Genomic DNA, 20,925 nt, shown 5'->3' on the forward strand with positions numbered 1-20,925 from the left:
CGGGCGCTGGGCCCCCATGCCCTTTCCGGCGAATGTCCCCCGGCCGCTGCGCGGCCTCCTCCTTTATTTCGCCTCCAAGGGCATGGGGGCCCAGCGCCCAACCCACCGACTGCCCCCAAAGCCCCCTGCGTACCGCAAGCCGCTACGGGGCCCTCACGCGCGCGGAACGCCAAAGCGGAGACAGCACCGATCAACACGGCGGCCAGGCTGCCCAGCCACACGCATATCGCGCTGCGTCATCTGCCACGGCCCTTGCAACAGGACGCTCCCCCATAGCGAGAGGGAGCGTCCTTTCTGTGGGATACCGCCGCTCTCACCAGTCGTACTGCACCTGCAGCCGCGCATACCGTGGCGTGGTGTTGTAGCGGGCCTTCCCGTAGTTGAAGTAGTCGGTCACCGTCCCGGCCGAATTGACGTCGTAGCGCGTCTCATACACCTGCACCGGCTTGATCGAGTTGAACAGGTTGATCACCGACAACTGCACGCTCAGTCCCGGCAGCGCCGCCGGCGAGTACATCACGTTCGGGTTGACCGACATCGTCCACGGCGTACGCCCACTGCTGCCCACCCTGGAAAGATCGTCCTCGCCGACATTGCAGGTATGGAACACACCGCGGTAGCCGAAATCGGTATCGAACGTACCGTTACCGCCGCCCAGGCAGCTGATCGGCGTGCCCGACTGCACCAGCAGATTCGCGCCCACCTGCCACTGCGGGCTCAGCTGGTAACTGCCGTACAGCTTGAAGCTGTGGCGACGGTCGTTGAACAGATAGCCATCGGCGCCGTAGGACAGTTCCTTGAAGTCGAAGTCCGAGGTCGTGCCGGTGTCGTCCTGGCCGTTGGTGCTCTTCACCAGGCCTTCGTAATTGCCATACAGCTTGGCCCAGGTGTAGTTGACGCTGGCATACCAGCGCTCGGTACGCTTCTCCGCCGACAGGCTCAGCGAACGGTAGCTGCGCTTGGCCTTGGGGCCCAGTTCACTGCCGGGAACGGTGATGGTGTCCGGCGTGCCGTCGCCATCCACGTCGATGTCCAGGGTCAGGTCGCTGCCGGGATTGAAGATCCAGCAGCCGGGGAGGCCGCCCGGCACTTCCCATTCGCTGTCCCAGTGCGAGACGTCGTAGCCGGCGGCCTTGGCTGCGTTGTACAGCGAGCGCGAATCGCAGGTGTCGTCGATCACCTGGTTGATCCGGCGCACGGTGAGCTTGGCGCCCAGCGTCCAGCCATCGACCCAGTCGTTGCTCGATCGCAGCAGCCGCTGATAGCCGAGGATGGCTTCGTCCTGGGTGTAGGGCTTCAATCCACGGGAGGCGACCGCGCGCGGATCGGGCGTGCTGCCGTCGGCGCCGTTGACCACGCTGTCGGCGCTGCCGTTGCGATACGAACCGGTGATGTTGGGTTTGCCGGTGACCGGGTCGTAGCCGTCGTAGGTGTAGTAATCCATCGTGTAGTACGACCCGGTGGCCGCGCGCAGGGCCACGTTGGCGGCGATGGGCAGCGAGTAGCGGCCAAGCGATGCGTACAGCTTGCTGTCGCCGTCGCCGGTGGGATCCCACGAAAGGCCCAGCCGCGGCTGCCAGATGTTGTCCTGCTTGACGAACGTCGCGCCGCTGCCGTTGCGGTTGTCGAACGAGTCGTTGCGCAGCCCGGCGTACAGCATCAGCCGGTCGTTGACCTGCCAGTGGTCTTCCAGGTACCACGACGCCTGCTTGACGCCGATGCGGCCACCGGTACGGAAGTTGATGCGCTGAGCATAGTTGGCGTAGAGGTTCCAGTACGCGCCGCTGGAATAGGCCGTGCCCTGCACCGACGTCCAGTCTTCCTTGCTGTAGCCGCCGCCCAGCTGGTGGTTGCCCACCTGCCAGACCAGGTCGGCCTGCGTGTTGCTGCGCTCGTTGCTGCCGGCGCGCAGGCCCAACTGGCTGTTGACGGCGCAGCCGACCTGCTTGCCCAGCATGCGGTCGACCACGTATGGGCAGTCGCCATCGGCGGCATTGATGTCGCCATCGTAGTCACCACGCTGTCCATCCGGACTGATCGTGTACTGGCCATTGGTGTTGCGCATGCGCCCGTGCTGCAGGCTGGCGGTGACGTCGTCGCTGAGCTGGCTGGTCCACTTGAACACGTTGGTGTTGCCGCCCGAGCGGCCTTCCAGGCGCCCTCGGTAGTCGCGCTTGTCCACGGCCGCGCCGGGCCGGTCGCTGGCGTAGTCGGCGTCGTAATAGTCGTACTGGTAGCGGCGGCGGTTGTCGAAACCGGTGTATTCCAGGTGATTGCGGTCGTTGAGGTACCAGTCGAGTTTCAGCAGCCAATAGGGATCGCGCGAGCGGTAGTCCTGCGCGGACGTCGCCAACGATGTGGGCGGCACGGGCTTGTCCGGATCGCGCGTACTGCGCGGGTTGCTGGCCGAACGTCCGCCGAAGGCGGTGTTGTCCGATCGCGTCATGCTGCCCAGCGCGAACACGAACAGCGTGTCCTCGATCAACGGGCCGCCGGCCCAGGCGCTGAACACATCGCCGGACTGGCGGTTCTTGTCGTACGAACGCAGGATGCTGCCATCGGTGCGCAGCGTGTCGGGCGCGTTCTCGCGCAGCGCATCCGGCGTGGTGGTCCAGCTGGCCCCGCCTTTCCACGTGTTGGTGCCGCGCTTGACGTTGACGCTGGTGACTCCGCCGGTGGAGAACCCGTAACGCGCGCCGTAGCCGCCGGTCTGCACGTCCAGCTGGTCGATGGCCTGGAACGGCACCTCGGCGAATGACAGGCTGTCGAACAGGTTGGTGACGTTGAAGCCGTTGATGTAGTAACTGTTCTCGGCCGCCGACGCACCGCCGAACGAGGCCGGCCCGAAGAAGCTGCTGCTGGCCACCGTGCCCGGGGTGAGCAGCGAGATGCTGGTGACATCACGCGCCACCGGCAGGGTGTTGAGCTGTTCGGCGGTGAAGGTGGTGCGGGTCTCCACGCTGCCGAGGTCGATCGGGGCCACGTTGCTGGCACGCACGTTCACTGCGTCCAGGGTGGCGGCCTTGGCGAAATCGGCCTGGGTGGTCTGCCCGGCCACCACCGTGACCTGGCGTTGGTCGGTACTGCCATCGGCGCGGGTGACACGGATTTCGTACTGGCCGGTAGGCAAGGCCGGCAGACGGAACCTGCCGTCGGCGGTGATGCGGGTTTCGCGCGAGGTGCCGGCCTCCAGGCTGCGGATCTGGACATTGCCGCCGGCGGCATCCGGGACGTGCCCGAGGACGTCGCCGACCGTGCTCTGGGCCAGCGCGGGCAGCGGGGTCAACATGGCCATCAGCAGGAGGGACAGGGTGGTCTTGCGCGGTTGGATCCTGCACGTGCGGAACGGGTGTTGCATGTCTTCGCCTCCAGTGCGTCCGGCCGGGGTGGCCGGGTCGAGTGGGGCGGACGCTAGTCGTCAGGCGTGGAGAAAAAAGCGCGTGGCGTCGCCAGGACCTCGTGTAGCGTGACGCCGCGCAAAAATAGTGCCGCTGCGCGCACCGAGACGTGACGAGGTTCGCTGAAAAACCTTCTGCAGCAGTGCGAAGGGTGTAAATCAGGATCGTGCCGTTCGCGACAAACCGCGCGTCGTCGCCGGACGGAAAACGCCGCCCGGAGGCGGCGTTTTCAGGGGGTACGACCGTGTTCGGCTCCGCCGTGGGTCAGCCCGCGGTCACCGTTTCCAGGATCCGCTTGCCGGTCGCCTGCAGCTCTTCTTCCGCCTGCTCGCTCTTCTGCTTGGCGAACTTGGCGTTCGGGCACTGCGCCAGCATGTAGTTGGCGTCGAAGTCGAGCTTGGCCACCAGGAAATCGACAAACGCGCGCACCTTCGGCGAGACCAGGCGACCGCCGGCGAACACGGCGTTGAAGTCCACTTCCGGGCCGGTCCAGCCGGCCAGCACGCGGCGCACCATGCCCGATTCGACGAACGGTTTGGCCATCACATCGCCGGTGAGCAGCAACCCTTCGCCGCACACCAGCGCACCATTCAGCGCGGACGGGTCGTTGGCCACCAGCAGCGGATTGACCGGGAAATCGCGCAGGTCGCCGCCGTTCTCGCCGAGCTGCCAGAAGAAGCGGTTGTTGTTGATGTTGCGTGCCTTGCGCATCGCCAGGATGCGGTGGAACTGCAACTCGTCCGGGTGCAGCGGCTCGCCGTAGCGCTCGATGTAGGCCGGGCTCGCGAACACCTGCGTGCGCAGGCTGCCGAGCTTGCGCGCCACCAGGTTGGAGTCGGGCAGGGTACCCACGCGCAGGGCCAGGTCGGCTTCGCCGGCGATCAGGTCCAGCTTCTCGTTGCCCAGGTGCATGTCCAGCTGGATTTCCGGGTACTGCGCATGGAACTCGCCGAGCAGCGGCGCGATCCAGGTGATGCCGATCGAGTAGGGCACGGTGAAGCGCAGCCAGCCGCGCGGGCCGGACTGCAGCTGGTTGACCGCGCCTTCGGCTTCTTCCAGTTCGCGCGCGATGCGCTGGCAATGCTCGTGGTACACCGAGCCGGCCTCGGTCAGGCCCAGCCGGCGCGTGGTCCGGTGCAGCAGGCGCGCGCCCAGGCGCGTCTCCAGTTCCTGCACCTTGCGGCTGACCGTGGTCTTGGGCAGGCCGAGCGCGGTGGCGGCGGCGATGAAGCTGCCTTGCTCGACCACCTTGACGAAGATCAGCGTGTCGTTGAGATCGTGTGCCATGACGGGGATCCGAAGTGGGGAGGGCTAGGGTGCCCGAAAGATTGTGCCGGGTACGGGACGATTATTCCCCTTAATCCGGACTAATCAAGGGGGAGTTTGGGGACTAATCTGGCGCCATTCCCGAAGTGAAGGACCCCAGCCATGTGGTTGCGGAACATTCTTGGCCGCGTACTCAGCGGCCCCACCTCCCCGCTGGAGCTGGCCATGACCGTAGAGAAGCGCCCTTCGGCGTTCTCGCACAAGGCTTTCCGCGAGTTCACCCCGCCCGCCAAGATGCAGCGCGGCGGTAGCCTGCGACTGGGTTCACGCCATCTCGACCAACTGGGTCGAATTGGGATTATCCCGGGCGCGGGAGTGAAAGTCCCATGAGTGGGACGCTGGCCCCCGAGGTCCTGGTCCTGGGCGGCACCGGCAGTGTCGGCCAGGGCATCGTGGCTGCGCTGCTGGAGGCCGGCAGCCCGGTCCTGGTGGTCGGCCGCGACCCCGGGCGGCTGGCGGCCCTGCAGGACCAGTTCGCCGACGAGCCCGGGCTGGAAACGATGCTCGGTTCGCTGGGGGACGATGGTTCGGCGCGTGCGCTGGTCGAACGCCTGGCGCTGCGGCGGCGCCCGTTGGCGGCCGTGGTCGATGCAATGGGCGGCCCGTACAACCGCGGCCGCGTCACCGACCGCAGTGGCGATGCACTGCTGCAGGCACTGCAGGCCGACGTGATGCCGCACGTGCACGCCGGGCGCCACCTGCTGCCGCTGCTTCGCGGTGGCGCGCAGGTGCGCCGCTACGTGCTGGTCGGTGGCCCGGCCGGCTTCAAGCCGTGGGCCGGCCACGGCGAATCGTCGATCACCATGTCCACCACGCGCATGTACGCCCAGGTGCTGCACCAGGAAGCGCAGGCGCTGGGCGTTCGCGCGCAGATGCTGGAAGTGTGCAACCCGGTGTGTACGACGACCAATGCGGCCAATGCCTGCATCGAGTGGCCGAGCGCGCTGCTGGTCGGGCGGCGGCTGGTGTCCCTGCTCGATACCTGCACCGACAACCGCGCCATCGTGCGCTGCGACACCCGCGACGCCGAACTGCCGCGTGGCCTGCTGCACCTGGACAGGCCTCCCCCGCTGTCGCGCGATACCGCAGGTGCCGCTTGACCTTTACCAAGGTTCAGGTCCCAGGATGTGCCCCCCAGTTGCGCCTTCCCCCCGATTTCGTATCACCACCCCCTCCGTACGGATGCATGCCATGACCACCTCCAACTCCACTTCCCCACGTTTCACCCGACGGCTGGCCATGGTCGGTGTGTCCGTCCTGGCCGCCGCCGTCCTGGCCGCCTGCAGCGGTGGCCACGCCGAAGAAGCCGGCATGCCGCCGCCGCCGTCGGTCAGCGCCGCCCCGGTGCTGGTCAAGCAGATCAGCCAGTGGGATGACTTCAGCGGCCGCGTCGAGGCGGTGCAGAGCGTCGAGCTGCGCCCGCGCGTGTCCGGCTACATCGACAAGGTCAACTACGTCGAAGGCGACGAGGTGAAGAAGGGCGATGTCCTGTTCACCATCGACGCGCGCAGCTACCAGGCCGAGTACGACCGTGCCCGCGCCGAGCTGGCCCGTGCCCGCACCCAGTCCACGCTGGCCCGCAGCGAGTCCGACCGCGCCAAGAAGCTCTCCGAGCAGCAGGCGATCTCCACCGAAACCTGGGAGCAGCGCCGCGCCGCGGCCGACCAGGCCGGTGCCAGCGTGCAGGCCGCGCAGGCCGCGCTGGATGCCGCCGCGCTCAACCTGGAGTTCACCAAGGTGCGCGCGCCGATCAACGGCCGTGCCGGCCGCGCGATGGTGACCGCTGGCAACCTGGTCACCGCCGGCGACAGCGCCAGCGTGCTGACCACGCTGGTTTCGCTGGATACGGTGTTCGTGTACTTCGATGCCGACGAGAGCACCTTCCTGCGGTACGCGCAGATGGCGCGCAAGGGCGAGCGCCCGAGCGAGCGCGACAGCGACCTGCCGGTCAAGGTGGGCCTGTCGGGCGAGGAGGGCTTCCCGCATGAGGGCAAGGTCGACTTCCTCGACAACCAGGTCACCCGCAGCACCGGCACCATCCGCGTGCGCGCGCTGCTGGACAACGCCGACCGCACCTTCACCCCGGGCCTGTTCGCCCGCGTGCAGCTGCTGGGCAGTGGCCAGTTCCAGGCCATGCTCATCGACGAGAAGGCCGTGCTCACCGACCAGGACCGCAAGTACGTCTACGTGGTCGACAAGGACGGCAAGGCGCAGCGCCAGGACATCACCCTGGGCCGCAACGCCGACGGCCTGCGCATCGTGCAGCAGGGCCTGAAGGCCGGCGACCGGGTGATCATCGACGGCGTGCAGAAGGTCTTCATGCCCGGCATGCCGGTGCAGGCCAAGGCCGTGGTCATGCAGCCCGCTGCGGCACCCGCTGTTGCGTTGAATTGAAGGGCAGCCGACTGACCGTCGGCCCTACATAGCAGCCGACCCCACCGTCGGCTCTACCGTGTCTGCCAGCGCCCCGTGCAGGGGAGCCCGCCACCGCTGTCGCCTGCGACAGCGGCCGGGGTCGTGCACGCCGGCGTTGGTGAAACCCCAGGAATCCACCCATGGACTTTTCCCGTTTCTTCATCGACAGGCCGATTTTCGCGGCGGTGTTGTCGATCGTGATCTTCGCCGCCGGCCTGATCTCCATCCCGATGTTGCCCATCGGTGAGTACCCGGAAGTGGTGCCGCCGTCGGTGGTGGTGCGTACCGTGTATCCCGGCGCCAACCCCAAGGTGATCGCCGAAACCGTGGCCACCCCGCTGGAAGAGGCGATCAACGGCGTCGAGGGCATGATGTACCTCAAGTCGGTGGCCGGCTCCGATGGCGTGCTGCAGATGACCATCACCTTCCGCCCGGGCACCGACCCGGACGATGCGGCGGTGAAGGTGCAGAACCGCGTCGCCCAGGCCCAGGCGCGCCTGCCCGAGGACGTGCGCCGGCAAGGCGTCACCACCCAGAAGCAGTCGCCGACCTTCCTGATGGTGGTGCACCTGACCTCGCCCAAGGGCAAGTACGACACCCTCTACCTGCGCAACTACGCGCGCCTGCACGTCAAGGACGCGCTCGCGCGCATCCAGGGCGTGGGCGATGCGCAGATCTTCGGCGGTGGCGACTACGCCATGCGCGCCTGGCTGGACCCGGACAAGGTCGCCGCCCGCGGCCTGACCGCCAGCGACGTGGTCGGCGCGATGCGCGAGCAGAACGTGCAGGTCTCGGCCGGCCAGCTCGGTGCCGAGCCGATGCCCAACAGCCAGTTCCTGACCCTGATCAACGCGCAGGGCCGCCTGCGCAGCGAGAAGGAGTTCGGCGACATCGTGCTCAAGAGCGGTGCCGACGGTGAAGTGGTGCGGCTGTCCGATGTGGCCCGCGTGGAACTGGGCGCCGGCGACTACACCCTGCGCTCGCAGCTGGACGGCAAGAACGCGGTCGGCATCGGCATCTTCCAGGCCCCTGGCGCCAACGCGCTGGACATCCGCGACGCGGTGATGGCCAGCATGGACGAAATGCAGAAGTCCATGCCGGACGACGTCAAGTACGAGGCGGTGTACGACACCACCATCTTCGTGCGCGACTCGATCAAGGCCGTGGTCTCCACCCTGCTCGAAGCCATCGCCCTGGTGGTGCTGGTGGTGATCCTGTTCCTGCAGACCTGGCGCGCCTCGATCATTCCGCTGATCGCCGTGCCGGTGTCCATCGTGGGTACGTTCGCCGCGCTGTACCTGCTGGGCTTCTCGATCAACACGCTGAGCCTGTTCGGCCTGGTGCTGGCGATCGGCATCGTGGTCGATGACGCGATCGTGGTGGTGGAAAACGTCGAACGCAACATCGAGGAAGGTCTCACCCCGCTCGCGGCCGCCCACCAGGCGATGCGCGAAGTGTCCGGTCCGATCATCGCCATCGCGCTGGTGCTGTGCGCGGTGTTCGTGCCGATGGCGTTCCTGTCCGGCGTCACCGGCCAGTTCTACAAGCAGTTCGCGGTCACCATCGCCATCTCCACGGTGATCTCGGCGATCAACTCGCTCACCCTGTCGCCGGCCCTGGCCGCGCGCCTGCTCAAGCCGCACGGTGCGCCGAAGGATGCCCCGACCCGCATCATCGACCGCCTGTTCGGCTGGGTGTTCCGCCCGTTCAACCGTTTCTTCAAGTCCAGCTCGGAGAAGTACGAGCGCGGCGTGTCGAAGATCCTCGGCCGGCGTGGCGCGGTGTTCGTGGTGTACGCGGTGCTGCTGGTCGGTACCGGCTTCATCTTCAAGCTGGTGCCGCCGGGCTTCATTCCGACCCAGGACAAGCTGTACCTGATCGCCGGCGTGAAGCTGCCGGAAGGCTCCTCGATCGCGCGTACCGATGAAATGCTGCGCAAGGTCGCCAAGATCGCCCAGGAAACCGAGGGCGTGGCCCACACGATCTCGTTCCCCGGCCTGAACGCACTGCAGTTCACCAATACGCCCAACACCGGCGTGGCGTTCATCCCGCTCAAGCCGTTCAACGAGCGCCATGGCCGCACCGCCGCGCAGATCAACGCCGAGATCAACCAGAAGATCGCCGGGCTGCAGGAGGGCTTCGCCTTCGCCATGATGCCGCCGCCGATCCTCGGCCTGGGCAACGGCAACGGCTACCAGATGTTCATCGAAGACCGCGGCAACCTCGGCTACGGTGCGCTGCAGAACGCCGTGCAGGCGATGCAGGGCGCGGTGTCGCAGACCCCGGGCATGGCGTTCCCGATCACCAGCTACCAGGCCAACGTGCCGCAGCTGGATGCCGAAGTGGACCGGGTCAAGGCCAAGGCGCAGGGCGTGCAGCTGACCGAGCTGTTCGACACCCTGCAGACCTACCTGGGGTCGTCGTACGTCAACGACTTCAACCAGTTCGGGCGTACCTGGCAGGTGATCGCCCAGGCCGACGGCCAGTTCCGCAACAGCGTGGAAGACATCGGCAAGCTGCGTACCCGCAACGACCGTGGCGAGATGGTGCCGATCGGTTCGATGGTGACCGTCAAGGAAACCTTCGGCCCGGACCCGGTGCTGCGCTTCAACGGCTACCCGGCGGCCGACCTGGCCGGCGAAGCCGACCCGCGCGTGCTGTCCTCGGCCGAGGCGATGAACAACCTCACCGCCATCGCCGCCAAGGTGTTGCCGGTGGGCATGACCACCGAATGGACCGACCTGAGCTACCAGCAGGCCACCCAGGGCAAGGCCGCCTTCATCGTGTTCCCGGTGGCGATCCTGCTGGCGTTCCTGGTGTTGGCTGCGCTGTATGAAAGCTGGTCGCTGCCGCTGGCGGTGATCCTGATCGTGCCGATGACCCTGCTGTCCGCGCTGTTCGGCGTGTGGCTGACCGGCGGCGACAACAACGTGTTCGTGCAGGTCGGCCTGGTGGTGCTGATGGGCCTGGCGTGCAAGAACGCGATCCTGATCGTCGAATTCGCCCGCGAGCTGGAGATGGGCGGCAAGGGCATCGTGGAAGCCGCGCTGGAAGCCTGCCGCCTGCGCCTGCGTCCGATCGTGATGACCTCCATCGCCTTCATCGCCGGCACCGTGCCGCTGGTGCTCTCCCACGGTGCCGGCGCGGAAGTCCGCTCTGTCACCGGCATCACGGTGTTTGCCGGCATGCTGGGGGTGACCCTGTTCGGCCTGTTCCTGACCCCGGTGTTCTACGTGGCCCTGCGCAAGTTCGTCAGCCGTAATGGCGGCGGCCAGCTGGTGACCCACGGCGCACCCACCATCCACCATTGATCCCGTCCCCCGCGAGGTTTTTCACATGAATACCGCTACCCAAACGATTGCCCTGGTCACCGGTGCCACCCGCGGCATCGGCCTGGAAACCGTCCGCCAGCTGGCCCAGGCCGGCGTGCATACGCTGCTGGCCGGGCGCAAGCGCGACGTCGCCGTGGCCGAGGCCCTGAAGCTGCAGGCCGAAGGCCTGCCGGTGGAAGCGATCCAGCTCGACGTCGGCGATGCCGCCAGCATCGCGGCCGCCGTGCAGACCGTCACCGAGCGCCACGGGCGCCTGGACATCCTGGTCAACAATGCCGGCATCCTGCTCGATGACCCCACGCTGGCGCCGTCGGCGCAGACCCTGGACACCTGGCGCACCACCTTCGACACCAACGTGTTCGCGGTGATCGCCGTCACCCAGGCCTTCCTGCCGCTGATCAACGCCTCGCCCGCCGGCCGCATCGTCAACGTGTCCAGCATCCTCGGCTCGCTGACCCTGCACAGCCAGCCCGGTTCGCCGATCTACGGCTTCGCGGTGCCGGCCTACAACGCCTCCAAGAGTGCGGTGAACGCCTGGACCGTGCAGCTGGCCTACGAGCTGCGCGAGAGCACCACCAAGGTCAACACCGTGCACCCCGGCTACGTGAAGACCGACATGAACGCGGGCGAGGGCGAGATCGAGATCAGCGAAGGCGCGCGCTCCAGCGTGGGCATGGCGCTGATCGGTGCCGACGGCCCCAACGGCAGCTTCACCTACCTCGGCGAGGTGCTGCCATGGTGATCCGCCTGTTGACCGTGGCCGTGACCAGCGCGCTGCTGGCCGGCTGCGTCAGCGTCGGCCCCAACTACCAGGCGCCACCGGCACAGCCGGTGACCCTGCAGGGCGCGGCCGCGCCGGTGTTCAGCACCACCTCGCCGGTGGCCAGCTGGTGGGCGCAGTTCGACGATCCGGTGCTGGAGCAACTGGTGCATGACGCACTCGGCGACAACCTGGACCTGCGCATTGCGATGGCCCGCGTGCGTGAAGCGCGCGCGGTGTTCGTCGAGCAGCGCCTGGACCAGTTGCCGCACGTCACCAGTGGTGGCAGTTACGACCGCCGCAAGCAGCCCGACGCCAGCCGTGGCGGCGAGCGCGTCTTCAGCGAGACCTACCAGCTCGGCTTCGACGCCGGCTGGGAACTGGATCTGTTCGGTCGCCAGCGCCGTGCCGCCGAAGCGGCGCGCGCCGACCTCGGTGCAGAGCAGGACAACCTCGCCGATGCGCAGGTCACCGTGGCGGCGGAAGTGGCACGCAACTACTTCGAGCTGCGTGGCACGCAGAAGCGCATCGACGTGGCCAAGCGCACCCTGGTCAACCTGCGCGACACCCAGCGCCTGACCGAAGCGCGCTGGGAACTCGGTGCGGGCAGCGAGCTGGACGTGCAGAGCAGCCGCGCGCGCTTGAAGGCGATCGAAGCGGACATCCCGCTGCTGGAAGTGGCCGAAGTGCAGTCGCGGCATCGCCTGGCGGTGCTGCTGGGGCAGCGCCCGGATGCACTGGATGCCCTGCTGCAACCGCGCGAGGTCCCGGCCTATGCCAGGCAGTTGCCACTGGGCGACACCACCGACCTGCTGCGCCAGCGCGCCGACGTACGCAGTGCCGAGCGTCGCCTGGCGGCGGCGACGGCACGCGTCGGCGTGGCCACCGCCGACCTGTTCCCGCGGATCAGCCTCACCGGGTTCGTCGGGTTCCTGTCCGGCGACGCCAGCGGCCTGGTCAACGGGGCCAACAAGGCCTGGTCGGTGACGCCGTCGATCAGCTGGGCCGCGTTCGATTTCGGCACCGTGCGCGCGCGGCTGCGCGCCAGCAAGGCACAGGCCGACGGAGTGGCCGCCGAGTACGAAAAGGCGGTGCTGCTGGCACTGGAAGACACCGAGAACGCCTTGACCCGCTATGCCAAGCAACAGGCCCGGCTGGGCATCGTTGCCGAGCAGGCGCAGGCCGCACGACGTGCCGAGCAGCTGGCGCAGATCCGCTACCGAGAAGGGTCGGAAGACTTCCTGACCCTGCTCGATGCGCAGCGCACCCAGCTGGCCGCCGATGATGCGTTGGCGGCGGCCGAATCCACGGTCAATGTCAGCGTGGTTGGCGTGTACAAGGCCCTGGGGGGTTGGGGCCAGCAACAGGACGCGGCGCCGCCGGCGGTGGCCGGCACGCTGCGTTGAGGTGACACGGGGGGCGGCATCTGGCCGCCCTCCCGTGTGTCGGGCGTCGGAGTTCGCAAAGACGCCGCGTCGGCAATGCCGCCATTGGCGGCTTTGCCCCTGACGCACGCATCCCTCCGGGTGCTACAAGATTTCTCTTTTCCAGGGAGGGACGCTATGGGCGGACATGACCGATGGCGCACCGGGTCGATCGCCGGCCTGCGCGCGCGGGCGGCGATGTCACCGGCGGTGATCGTGCTGCTGGTGCTGGCCGCATTGGCGGTGGCCCTGGGGTTCGGCCGGCTCCCGGATCAACTGCTGGACATCGGCGTGCTGCTGGTAGGCGTGTTCCTGGCCGTGGTCGCGCGCATCTGCCAGGCGCGCGACCAGCACCTGGTGTTGAGCCGCCTGCTGGGCGAGGGGCACCGGCAACGCCGGTACTGAGCGCTAGTCCCAGTGGTTGGCCGCGGCCCGCCCGTCATCATCGCGCATACGCACGATGCAGAAACGGTGGCCGGTCGGCGCTTCCATCACCCACCAGCGTTTGACGAATCCGATCCGGCGCGCGCCGAGCGCCTCCAGCCGGTCGGCCTCGGCATCGATGTCGTCGCTTTCGATATCCAGATGTACCCGCGAGGCATGGGGCACCCGCTGCACTTCCACGTTCAATCCCGCCGGCGCGCCCTGCAGATCCGCATACTCGGCGCCTTCTTCGCGATAGGCCGGCGCGGCCCGGTAGCCGAGCGCGGCGGACCAGAACGCGGCGGCCTGGTCGGCGGGCGTGTCCTGGCAATCAATGATGAAACCGGCGAGGCGACTGCGGTGGGCCATGGTGGCGGTCTCCAGGGGGAATCCGGGCTGTATCGCACCCGGCGCATCCACGCCGCGTGAGGTGGCCCGGGCGCCCCTTGCCGCCGCGGTCACGGCGGCTGCGCGATCCTGCCGGCCACCGCTCACAGCCCATGACGAGGACCGCCGATGCGCACGACTTCGCTCGCCGCCGGGTGCCTGCTGGCCTTGGCCGCCGCCGCCTGTGCACACGCCAACGATCCGCTGGTCGGCCCGGGCGAGGCGATCGCCAAACAGCTGCCCAAGCCCTATGCCACCCGCTCGGCGCAGGTGAATGCCAAGGTGATCGGTTGGCCGCAGGGTCGCACCCCGACGGCGCCGGCGGGATTCCAGGTCAGCGCCTACGCGCGTGATTTCGACAACCCGCGCTGGATGACGCTGCTCGACAATGGCGACGTGCTCGTGTCCGAGGCCAGGACCGGGGCCAACAGCGCCAACCGCATCACCCTGCTGCGCGATGCCGACGGCGATGGCGTGCCGGAACTGCGCACTACCTTCCTGGCCGGTCTCAACCAACCGTTCGGCATGCTCCAGCGCGGCAACCAGTTCTACGTGGCCAACACCGACGGCGTCTGGGTGTATCCGTACCAGCCGGGCCAGACCAGGATCACCGCGAAGGGCCGCAAGATCCTGTCGCTGCCCGCCGGCGGCTACAACAATCACTGGACCCGCAACATCGTGGCCAGCCCCGATGGCCAGTACCTGTACGTGACCGTGGGTTCGGCCAGCAACAACGGCGAGTATGGGCTGGAGAACGAAAAACGCCGCGCCAACATCCTGCGCATCCGGCCCGATGGCAGTGGCGAAACCATCCATGCTGCCGGCCTGCGCAATCCCAACGGCATCGCCTTCAAGAATGGCCGCATGTGGACCGCGGTCAACGAGCGCGACGAACTGGGCGACAACCTGGTGCCGGACTACATCACCCAGGTAGAGCCAGGCGGTTTCTATGGCTGGCCCTATGCGTACTACGGCGCCAACGAGGATCCGCGGTTGGCCGGCAAGGCACCGGCGCTGGTCAAGAAAACCCGCGTACCCGATTTCGCGGTGGGGCCGCACGTGGCGGCGATGGACATTACCTTCTATGACGGCACGGCGTTCCCGGCCCGCTACCGTGGCGGCGCGCTGGTGGGCCTGCACGGGTCATGGAATCGCGCCACGCTGTCCGGTTACAAGGTGCTGTTCGTGCCCTTCAGCGGCGACACGCCCAGCGGCCAGGCCGAGGAGTTCCTCAGCGGCTTCGTGGCCGAGGGCGGCAGCGCGCAGGTCTACGGCCGGCCGGTGGCCAGCCTGGTCCTGAAGGACGGCAGCGTGCTGGTCACCGACGACGCCGGCAACACGGTCTGGCGTGTCAGCTACGCTCCCGAGGCCACCGCCGTACGGTAAGGCGGTGGCCCCTGGCGCGCCGGCTCAACGGCCGGGCGCGGCCGGGAAGCGCAGGTCGGCCTGCACCGGGAAGTGGTCCGATGGCAGCACGCCGCCGGGCCGGTCGTCCAGCGTGCTGAAACGGTCCACGCGGAAACCGCGGACCAGGATCCAGTCCAGCTCCACGGTCGGCTTGCCGCTGAAATCGTGGAAGGTCAGGCGTGGGCCATCCACCTTGCCGGCCAGCCTGCGTGCATCGCCGAGTGCGCGGGTGAAGGCCTGGTAGGTGGTGCTGCCCGGCTCACTGTTGAAGTCGCCGGTGACCACCACCGGGATGTCCTTGGGCAGCGCTGCCAGGCGGTCGACGATCAGCTGTGCGCCCAGCACCCGGCGCGGCTCATCCTCGTCGCGATAGGGCAGGTGGGTGTTGAGCAGGTAGAAGCGCTTGCCGTCGGCCTGGCGCTGGAACAGCGCCCAGGTGACCATGCGCGGCATCAGGTTGCCCCAGGTGATGCTGCCGGCCACGTCGGGCGTATCGGACAGCCAGAAGTTGCCCGACTCGACCACCGTCAACTGCGCGCTGTCGTAGAACACGCCCATGTGCTCGTCGCCCTTGCCGCCCCGACGGCCTTCGCCGAACCAGCGGTAGCCGGGCAGGTGCTCGACCAGGTAGTCGGCCTGTTTTTCCACCAGCTCCTGGGTGCCGAACACAGCCGGATGCTGGTCGCGAAGCAGCGCCACCATCGCATCGCGACGGTCTTCCCAGCGCCGGCCGGGCTCGGTATCCACCGGCGTGCGCACGTTGAAGGACATCACCCGCAGCGGGGCGTCGGTCTGGGCCAGGGCGTGGCCGGCCGGCAGCGACAGGGCCATCAGCGCCAGCAGCGCGGTACGACGAAAACGAGACAACATTGGAATCCCTCCATCCCATGAAAACGTTTCCCGAAGGGTCGCACGGAAACGGGGCAGGGGGAATTGCACGCATTGGCGGCTGGAGCGCCGGGCGCAGGGCCGCGCCGCCCGCTCAGGTGGCCAGCAATGCCCAGCCGATCAGGCTGTTGATGACGATCCCCAGCAGCAACACCCAGGCCATCGACAGGACCGTGTTGAGCCACGAGCGCTGCAGCGTCATCTTCAGCCAGCGGGCCTGCACCACCGCATACCAGAGCAGCGACAGTACCGACACGACAATGCCGGCCTGGGTCGAGAGCTCCCCCGGCAGCCGCACGAACACCATGCTGGTGGACAGTGCCACCGCGAACGGCGCGGTCAGGTAGCACTGCACGAAGAACGGGCCGCGCAGGGACTCACGGGTGATCGGCCGCTGCCTGCGCCGCAGCAGGTGCACGCTGCAGATGAGCGGCCATACCGCAAAGGTGATCGAGCGGTACAGCAGCAGGCCTTCCTCGTTGCCGAACAAGGTGCGCGACAACTGCCCGGTCCCGGTCACCTGCTGGTGCATCAACAGCTCCACCCCGTGCGCCACCAGCACCGCCAGCATCAGGAACATCGGCGGGCTGATCGCATCGTCGAACTGGTTTTCCAGCTTCTGGGTAAGCTCGGTATGCACGTACTGCGCCATCTGCCGTGGCCGCACCACCACCCGGTACAGCGTGCGCGGGAAAAACAGGAACCAGGTGCAGAGTTCGTAGAGGAACTCTTCCAGCGATCGGAGCAGTTTGAGGAAGTCCATCCCGAGGTCCCTGCGAGGAAGAAACCGGACGCGCCGTGCCTGCCCGACGCCGGGATCAGCGGATGGCCACCGTCAGCGTGTGCGGGGCCTTTTCACCGCGCCGTGCCTGTGCGCGCATCTGGTACACCTGCACCACATACGTGCCGGAGGCGGGCAGGGCACCGCTCCAGCGCCGCTTCTCGTCACTGTTGCCGAGCGCCTCGCCCTCGCCGGGCACCACGCCCGGGGCGAACACGTTGAAGCTGGCGTTGGCGCTGCCGCCCAGGGTGACCGTCATGGTCTGCCCGGCGCGTGCGGCCACCGTGTAGCGCACCGTGTCGTAACCGGAAAGCGTGCCACGCAGGGTGGCGCTGCTGGTGCCCTTGGCGAAGTGCACGGGCGTGGTGGTGACCGTATCGGCGGCGCCGGCCAAGGTCGGTGCCACCGCGAGCAGGGCGGTCAACAGGATCGAACGGAACGGGGTCATGGCAATCCTCGCGCGCCCGGGAGGGAGGCGCAGTGCGCCGAGCATGATGGGCAGGGCATCAAGGGGGTGTCGACGCTGCCCGGTCATCGCGCACGCCCCGGGGCCGTCGGCACCGGAGCGGCGCAGCCGGTGCCAAGGAGGGGTAACCTTGGCGGTTCCCTTCTTGAACAACAGGCCCCCCGATGGATTACCAGCTTGTGATCAAGTTCTGGCGAGCGTCGCTGGACGACGAGGCCTTCCTGGCCACCCTGGAAGCCGAGTTGCGTACGGCCCTGGGCAGTGCGGCGACCCTGGACGGCTATGACGTCAGCGCCAAGGAGATCAACCTGTTCATGTTTACCGCCGATCCGCGCCCCACCTTCCGCCGGGCCAAGGACGTGTTCGAGCGCCTCGGCGTGCTGCGCAGTGTGTCGGCGGCATACCGACTGGTCGGCGGGGCGCAGTTCACCTCGGTGTGGCCGCTGCGCATGGCGCGCAAGTTCACCCTGCCCTGAGCAGTACTGAGGCGGTTTCACCCTGCCCGTGAGCAATGACATGGACATACAGAATCGATATCGCGGTGCGCTGCTGGGCCTGGCCTGTGGCGATGCGGTGGGTACCACGCTGGAATTCCAGCCGCGCGGCAGTTTCGAACCGTTGACCGACATGGTCGGCGGGGGCCCGTTCGAGTTGCAGCCGGGGCAATGGACCGACGACACCTCGATGGCGATGTGCCTGGCCGAGAGCCTGGTGCGCTGCGACGGTTTCGACCCGCGCGATCAGATGAACCGCTACGTCAACTGGTACCAGCACGGGTACTGGAGCTCGACCGGCAGCTGCTTCGATATCGGCGTGGCCACGCGCGCGGCCCTGCACAGCTTCCTGGCCACCGGCGAGCCGCTGGCCGGCAACCCGGCCGCCAGCAGCGCCGGCAACGGCTCGATCATGCGCCTGGCCCCGGTGGTGCTGCGCTACGCCGGCACTGCCGAGCTGCAGGACATGGCGGTGCTGAGTTCGCGCACCACCCATGCCGCGCTCGAGTGTCTGGAGGCCTGCCGCCTGCTGGCGGTGGCGATCGAGCGCGCCTTGCAGGGGCAGGGCAAAGCAGCGGTGCTGGACCTGCGCGCGGTGGCGGTCAGCAGCCCACGGCTGGGTGCCATCGCCGCCGGAGGTTACCGCGCGCTGCCGCGTGAGCAGATCCGTGGCAGCGGCTACGTGGTGGACAGCCTGGAGGCGGCGCTGTGGTGTTTCGCCCGTCACGACAGCGTTGCCGACATGGTGCTGGCGGCGGCCAACCTCGGCGATGACGCCGATACCACCGCGGCGATCGTCGGCCAGCTGGCGGGCGCCTTCCATGGCGCCGCGGGCATTCCGGGCCACTGGCTCGAACGGCTGCACGAGCGCGAGGCCATCCAGGCGCTGGCCGACGCGCTGCTGGAGCGGCATGGCGGGATGCTGGACTGACGCCGCTGCGCGGCGTCGCAACGCCCGTACCGCGACCACCTTGTCACTGCACAGCGCATCCTCGCCGTCGAAACGGTAGGCGACCCGCGGCTCCCCCGGCAGGGCGGCGCTGTAATCCACGCAGCAGGCCGTGGCCGAGATGACGCCGGGCCTGCCGCTGAACCAGCAATGCCCGAAAAAGACCGGCTTGGCCTGGTCGTAACGGGCGATGGCGCTGTCCCACCAGCGCACGCGCGTGCGGTGACGGACGATGCTTTGCTTGTCGGTGAAGGACACCGGCGCGGGCAGCGCTATCTCCAAGCCCTTGCAGCTCGCCTCCACCGCGACGACCGCCACGCTGTCCTTGCGGCTGGCGGCCGGCACCAGTTCCGGGGTAAGGGTGTTGCCCGGGCCAGCCGGTCGGCGATCGCCGCCATCGCGGCCGGGTGCCGGCAGGCGTGCACCCGGCGCACCTGGTCGGTTTCGATCCACAGCGGCAGGGTCATGAACCACTGCACCCACTCCCGGTGCACTGCGCTGTCCACCACCACCTCGTCGAGGAAAGCGCGGTGCCGGGCATGGTTGCCGGGTCCGCGCGTCCGCAGGTGTTCGCCGGGCCGTTCCGGGTCCTGCGTCGCGTAGGCAATGCCGTTGAACTCGTGGTTGCCCATGATCGCGTCGGCACTGCCGGCATCCACCATGCGCCGCACGACGTCCAGTGTTTCCAGTTGCCCGGGGCCGCGGTCGATCAGGTCGCCCACGAACCGCGCGCTGCGCTCCGGGTGCCGCCACGCGCCCATGCGCTCGCGGTACCCCAACTGCTTGAGCAACGCCTTGAGTTTCCCGCCTGACCGTGGATGTCACCCATGATGTCGTGTCCCATGCCTGCATTCCAGCGGCGGGCGTGGGCGTGCGGATCGCTGCAGTAGAGGGCGCGCGGTGGGGTGCAGTTACCGCGCATCATTAGAAACTGTGATGCATGCACATTATTGCCGGCATATTGGACACTGCCATATACCTGTGTTATCAAGCGCTGGCCGGGATACTCCCGGTAAACCCGCACAGCCATCAAAGGAGTGAAAGATGAAACGATTCGCACGAGCATTGCGCGTCAGCCTCAATATTCATCCGAACGAGAAAAGCAGTGTGTGGAATACCTGGCCGCTCTGGATCGAGTTCTGATTCCCCGTTGATCCAAGGGGTTTGAACGGTAGCAAGACGAAGGGACTCGTCTTCGAGTCCCTTCTTGCCGGAGGCGTGCATGGAAGGGATGTCGCAACAGGTTGGCGGCGTGGCCGCCGAGCGCCTGGCCGCCCGCGTAGAGCGCGAAGGCCCGGTCTTGAAACTGGAGACCGGCGGCATCGGCGTGTTCTGCCCGGAACTGGCCGGCCGGGTCGACAAGGAAAACTCGGAACAGTTGTTCGTCGTGGAATCGCTGGCCGACCTGTTCCGCCGCCATGAGCGCGTGCGCTGGTCGGAAGTGCGAAGCCTCATCGCCACCCGCAGCGCGGAACTGACCGGCGCGGACACCCTGCGCGCCCTGCAGGGCCGGATGCGCGCCGCCCTCGATGCGGTCTGCGGCATCGAGGGCGATGCAATGCCCGCCGTGTGGAATGTCATGTCCTTCCCACTGATCCCGCTGGTGATCGACGGGCTCACCGAGCGCGAGCAGGCGGCGGTGCAGTGCGCGTTGCGGCTGCGTTTCACCACGCAGGTGGAGCAGGTCATCCATACCCGCCATCTGCTGCGCAACTTTCTCATCGGCCGTGGCGAGTCCAGCGCGATCCGGGCCGAACTCAAGCGCCGGCTGCGCGACGGCCATGCGCATCTTGATTATGCGCAGCCGCTGCTGGGCCTGCGCGACCGGATCGGCCTGGATAAAGTCATCTATCTGGTGACAGTGCAGCTGATCGCCATTTCCGGCGTGCCGGGCATGATGGCCGCGTGCCTGTTGCTGGCCCTGCAGATGCACCCGGCGTGGCGGGAGAAAATCGAGGCGGAGTTCAGGCCGCTGACCGATGCGGAGATCCAGGCGCTGCCGATGGCGCGCATCCCGTGCACGATGCGCTTCCTCAAGGAAGTCATGCGGCTGTATTCAACGCCGTTCAACAATCGCCGCGTGGCCGTCTGCGACCTGGAGGTCAACGGGCATGCGATTCCCGAAGGCAGCGTCTACGAACTGAGCTCCTACATCCAGCACCGCTCGGCAGCGCACTGGGACCATCCGCAGGTGTTCGATCCGGACCGCTGGTTGCCGGAGCGACGCCGCCGCACCGCCGGCATCTACGTGCCCTACGGGTTCCCGTCGCGCTCGTGCGTGGGCTCGGCGGTGGGCAACGCGCAGCTGATCCTGCTGTGCGCGCTGTTGGCGCGCGAGTACCGCTTCACGCCCTCGGCCAGCTACCGGCCGGAGGTGCGGATGGACGGCTTTGCGATCCCCGCGGCATTGCATGGGACGTTCTGCAGGCAATAAAAAAGCCGGAAGCCCTGTCACCAGGAACTTCCGGCTTCTTT

General features: G+C 67.7%; 18 protein-coding genes. 11 read left to right on the forward strand and 7 right to left on the reverse strand.

Features of this window, described 5'->3' with window-relative positions:
• Positions 1–313 precede the first annotated feature (313 nt).
• On the reverse strand, positions 314–3,358 hold the full coding sequence (locus M2421_RS15215; RefSeq protein ID WP_259208247.1) for a TonB-dependent receptor: 3,045 nt from the start codon (positions 3,356–3,358) through the stop codon (positions 314–316).
• Between the two features lie 304 nt (positions 3,359–3,662).
• A complete protein-coding gene (locus tag M2421_RS15220; RefSeq protein ID WP_259208248.1) occupies positions 3,663–4,685 on the reverse strand; it encodes a LysR family transcriptional regulator in 1,023 nt (340 codons plus the stop codon).
• A 204-nt stretch (positions 4,686–4,889) separates the two neighbouring features.
• Between M2421_RS15220 and M2421_RS15225 the strand changes: the two genes are divergently transcribed.
• From M2421_RS15225 to M2421_RS15255, 7 genes are all read left to right on the forward strand, one after another.
• Positions 4,890–5,054: a hypothetical protein gene (locus M2421_RS15225; RefSeq protein ID WP_259208250.1), complete on the forward strand. Its 165-nt coding sequence runs from the start codon at positions 4,890–4,892 to the stop codon at positions 5,052–5,054.
• Complete coding sequence (locus M2421_RS15230) at positions 5,051–5,824, forward strand: SDR family NAD(P)-dependent oxidoreductase (RefSeq protein ID WP_259208251.1); 774 nt, start codon at positions 5,051–5,053, stop codon at positions 5,822–5,824. Before M2421_RS15225 ends, M2421_RS15230 begins: the two co-directional genes overlap by 4 nt.
• A gap of 91 nt (positions 5,825–5,915) precedes the next feature.
• Complete coding sequence (locus M2421_RS15235) at positions 5,916–7,118, forward strand: efflux RND transporter periplasmic adaptor subunit (protein ID WP_259208253.1); 1,203 nt, start codon at positions 5,916–5,918, stop codon at positions 7,116–7,118.
• A gap of 161 nt (positions 7,119–7,279) precedes the next feature.
• Positions 7,280–10,450, forward strand: a complete 3,171-nt coding sequence (locus M2421_RS15240) for an efflux RND transporter permease subunit (RefSeq protein WP_259208254.1) — start codon at positions 7,280–7,282, stop codon at positions 10,448–10,450.
• Positions 10,451–10,475: 25 nt separating this feature from the next.
• Complete coding sequence (locus M2421_RS15245; RefSeq protein WP_259208256.1) at positions 10,476–11,213, forward strand: SDR family oxidoreductase; 738 nt, start codon at positions 10,476–10,478, stop codon at positions 11,211–11,213.
• The gene (locus tag M2421_RS15250) at positions 11,207–12,637 is read left to right on the forward strand and encodes an efflux transporter outer membrane subunit (protein WP_259208258.1); all 1,431 of its coding nucleotides are present in this window, start codon (positions 11,207–11,209) and stop codon (positions 12,635–12,637) included. Before M2421_RS15245 ends, M2421_RS15250 begins: the two co-directional genes overlap by 7 nt.
• A gap of 156 nt (positions 12,638–12,793) precedes the next feature.
• Positions 12,794–13,060: a hypothetical protein gene (locus M2421_RS15255; RefSeq protein ID WP_259208261.1), complete on the forward strand. Its 267-nt coding sequence runs from the start codon at positions 12,794–12,796 to the stop codon at positions 13,058–13,060.
• A gap of 3 nt (positions 13,061–13,063) precedes the next feature.
• Here M2421_RS15255 and M2421_RS15260 read toward each other — a convergent pair whose 3' ends face one another.
• The gene (locus tag M2421_RS15260) at positions 13,064–13,447 is read right to left on the reverse strand and encodes a VOC family protein (RefSeq protein WP_259208616.1); all 384 of its coding nucleotides are present in this window, start codon (positions 13,445–13,447) and stop codon (positions 13,064–13,066) included.
• A 147-nt stretch (positions 13,448–13,594) separates the two neighbouring features.
• Here M2421_RS15260 and M2421_RS15265 point away from each other — a divergent pair, with 147 nt between their 5' ends.
• Positions 13,595–14,851, forward strand: a complete 1,257-nt coding sequence (locus M2421_RS15265; RefSeq protein WP_259208263.1) for a sorbosone dehydrogenase family protein — start codon at positions 13,595–13,597, stop codon at positions 14,849–14,851.
• 24 nt (positions 14,852–14,875) lie between these two features.
• On the opposite strand, the gene M2421_RS15270 is transcribed toward M2421_RS15265, so the two are convergent.
• The 3 genes from M2421_RS15270 to M2421_RS15280 all read right to left on the reverse strand — a co-directional run bounded on the left by M2421_RS15270 (position 14,876) and on the right by M2421_RS15280 (position 16,989).
• Positions 14,876–15,742, reverse strand: coding sequence for an endonuclease/exonuclease/phosphatase family protein (locus tag M2421_RS15270; RefSeq protein ID WP_259208264.1), 867 nt, complete (start codon positions 15,740–15,742; stop codon positions 14,876–14,878).
• 112 nt (positions 15,743–15,854) lie between these two features.
• Complete coding sequence (locus M2421_RS15275) at positions 15,855–16,523, reverse strand: hypothetical protein (RefSeq protein WP_259208266.1); 669 nt, start codon at positions 16,521–16,523, stop codon at positions 15,855–15,857.
• 55 nt (positions 16,524–16,578) lie between these two features.
• Positions 16,579–16,989 (reverse strand): g-type lysozyme inhibitor, encoded by a 411-nt coding sequence (locus M2421_RS15280; protein WP_259208268.1) that lies wholly within the window; start codon positions 16,987–16,989, stop codon positions 16,579–16,581.
• Positions 16,990–17,171: 182 nt separating this feature from the next.
• Between M2421_RS15280 and M2421_RS15285 the strand changes: the two genes are divergently transcribed.
• Both M2421_RS15285 and M2421_RS15290 read left to right on the forward strand, forming a co-directional pair.
• The gene (locus tag M2421_RS15285) at positions 17,172–17,483 is read left to right on the forward strand and encodes a hypothetical protein (protein ID WP_259208270.1); all 312 of its coding nucleotides are present in this window, start codon (positions 17,172–17,174) and stop codon (positions 17,481–17,483) included.
• Positions 17,484–17,523: 40 nt separating this feature from the next.
• Positions 17,524–18,432 (forward strand): ADP-ribosylglycohydrolase family protein, encoded by a 909-nt coding sequence (locus tag M2421_RS15290; protein WP_259208272.1) that lies wholly within the window; start codon positions 17,524–17,526, stop codon positions 18,430–18,432.
• A 290-nt stretch (positions 18,433–18,722) separates the two neighbouring features.
• On the opposite strand, the gene M2421_RS15295 is transcribed toward M2421_RS15290, so the two are convergent.
• Positions 18,723–19,241: a hypothetical protein gene (locus M2421_RS15295; protein WP_259208273.1), complete on the reverse strand. Its 519-nt coding sequence runs from the start codon at positions 19,239–19,241 to the stop codon at positions 18,723–18,725.
• Positions 19,242–19,672: 431 nt separating this feature from the next.
• On the opposite strand from M2421_RS15295, the gene M2421_RS15300 reads away from it, so the two are divergent.
• A complete protein-coding gene (locus M2421_RS15300; RefSeq protein WP_259208275.1) occupies positions 19,673–20,884 on the forward strand; it encodes a cytochrome P450 in 1,212 nt (403 codons plus the stop codon).
• Positions 20,885–20,925 lie beyond the last annotated feature (41 nt).

The organism is Stenotrophomonas sp. BIGb0135 (assembly GCF_024810105.1).
Classification (GTDB): domain Bacteria; phylum Pseudomonadota; class Gammaproteobacteria; order Xanthomonadales; family Xanthomonadaceae; genus Stenotrophomonas; species Stenotrophomonas maltophilia_AB.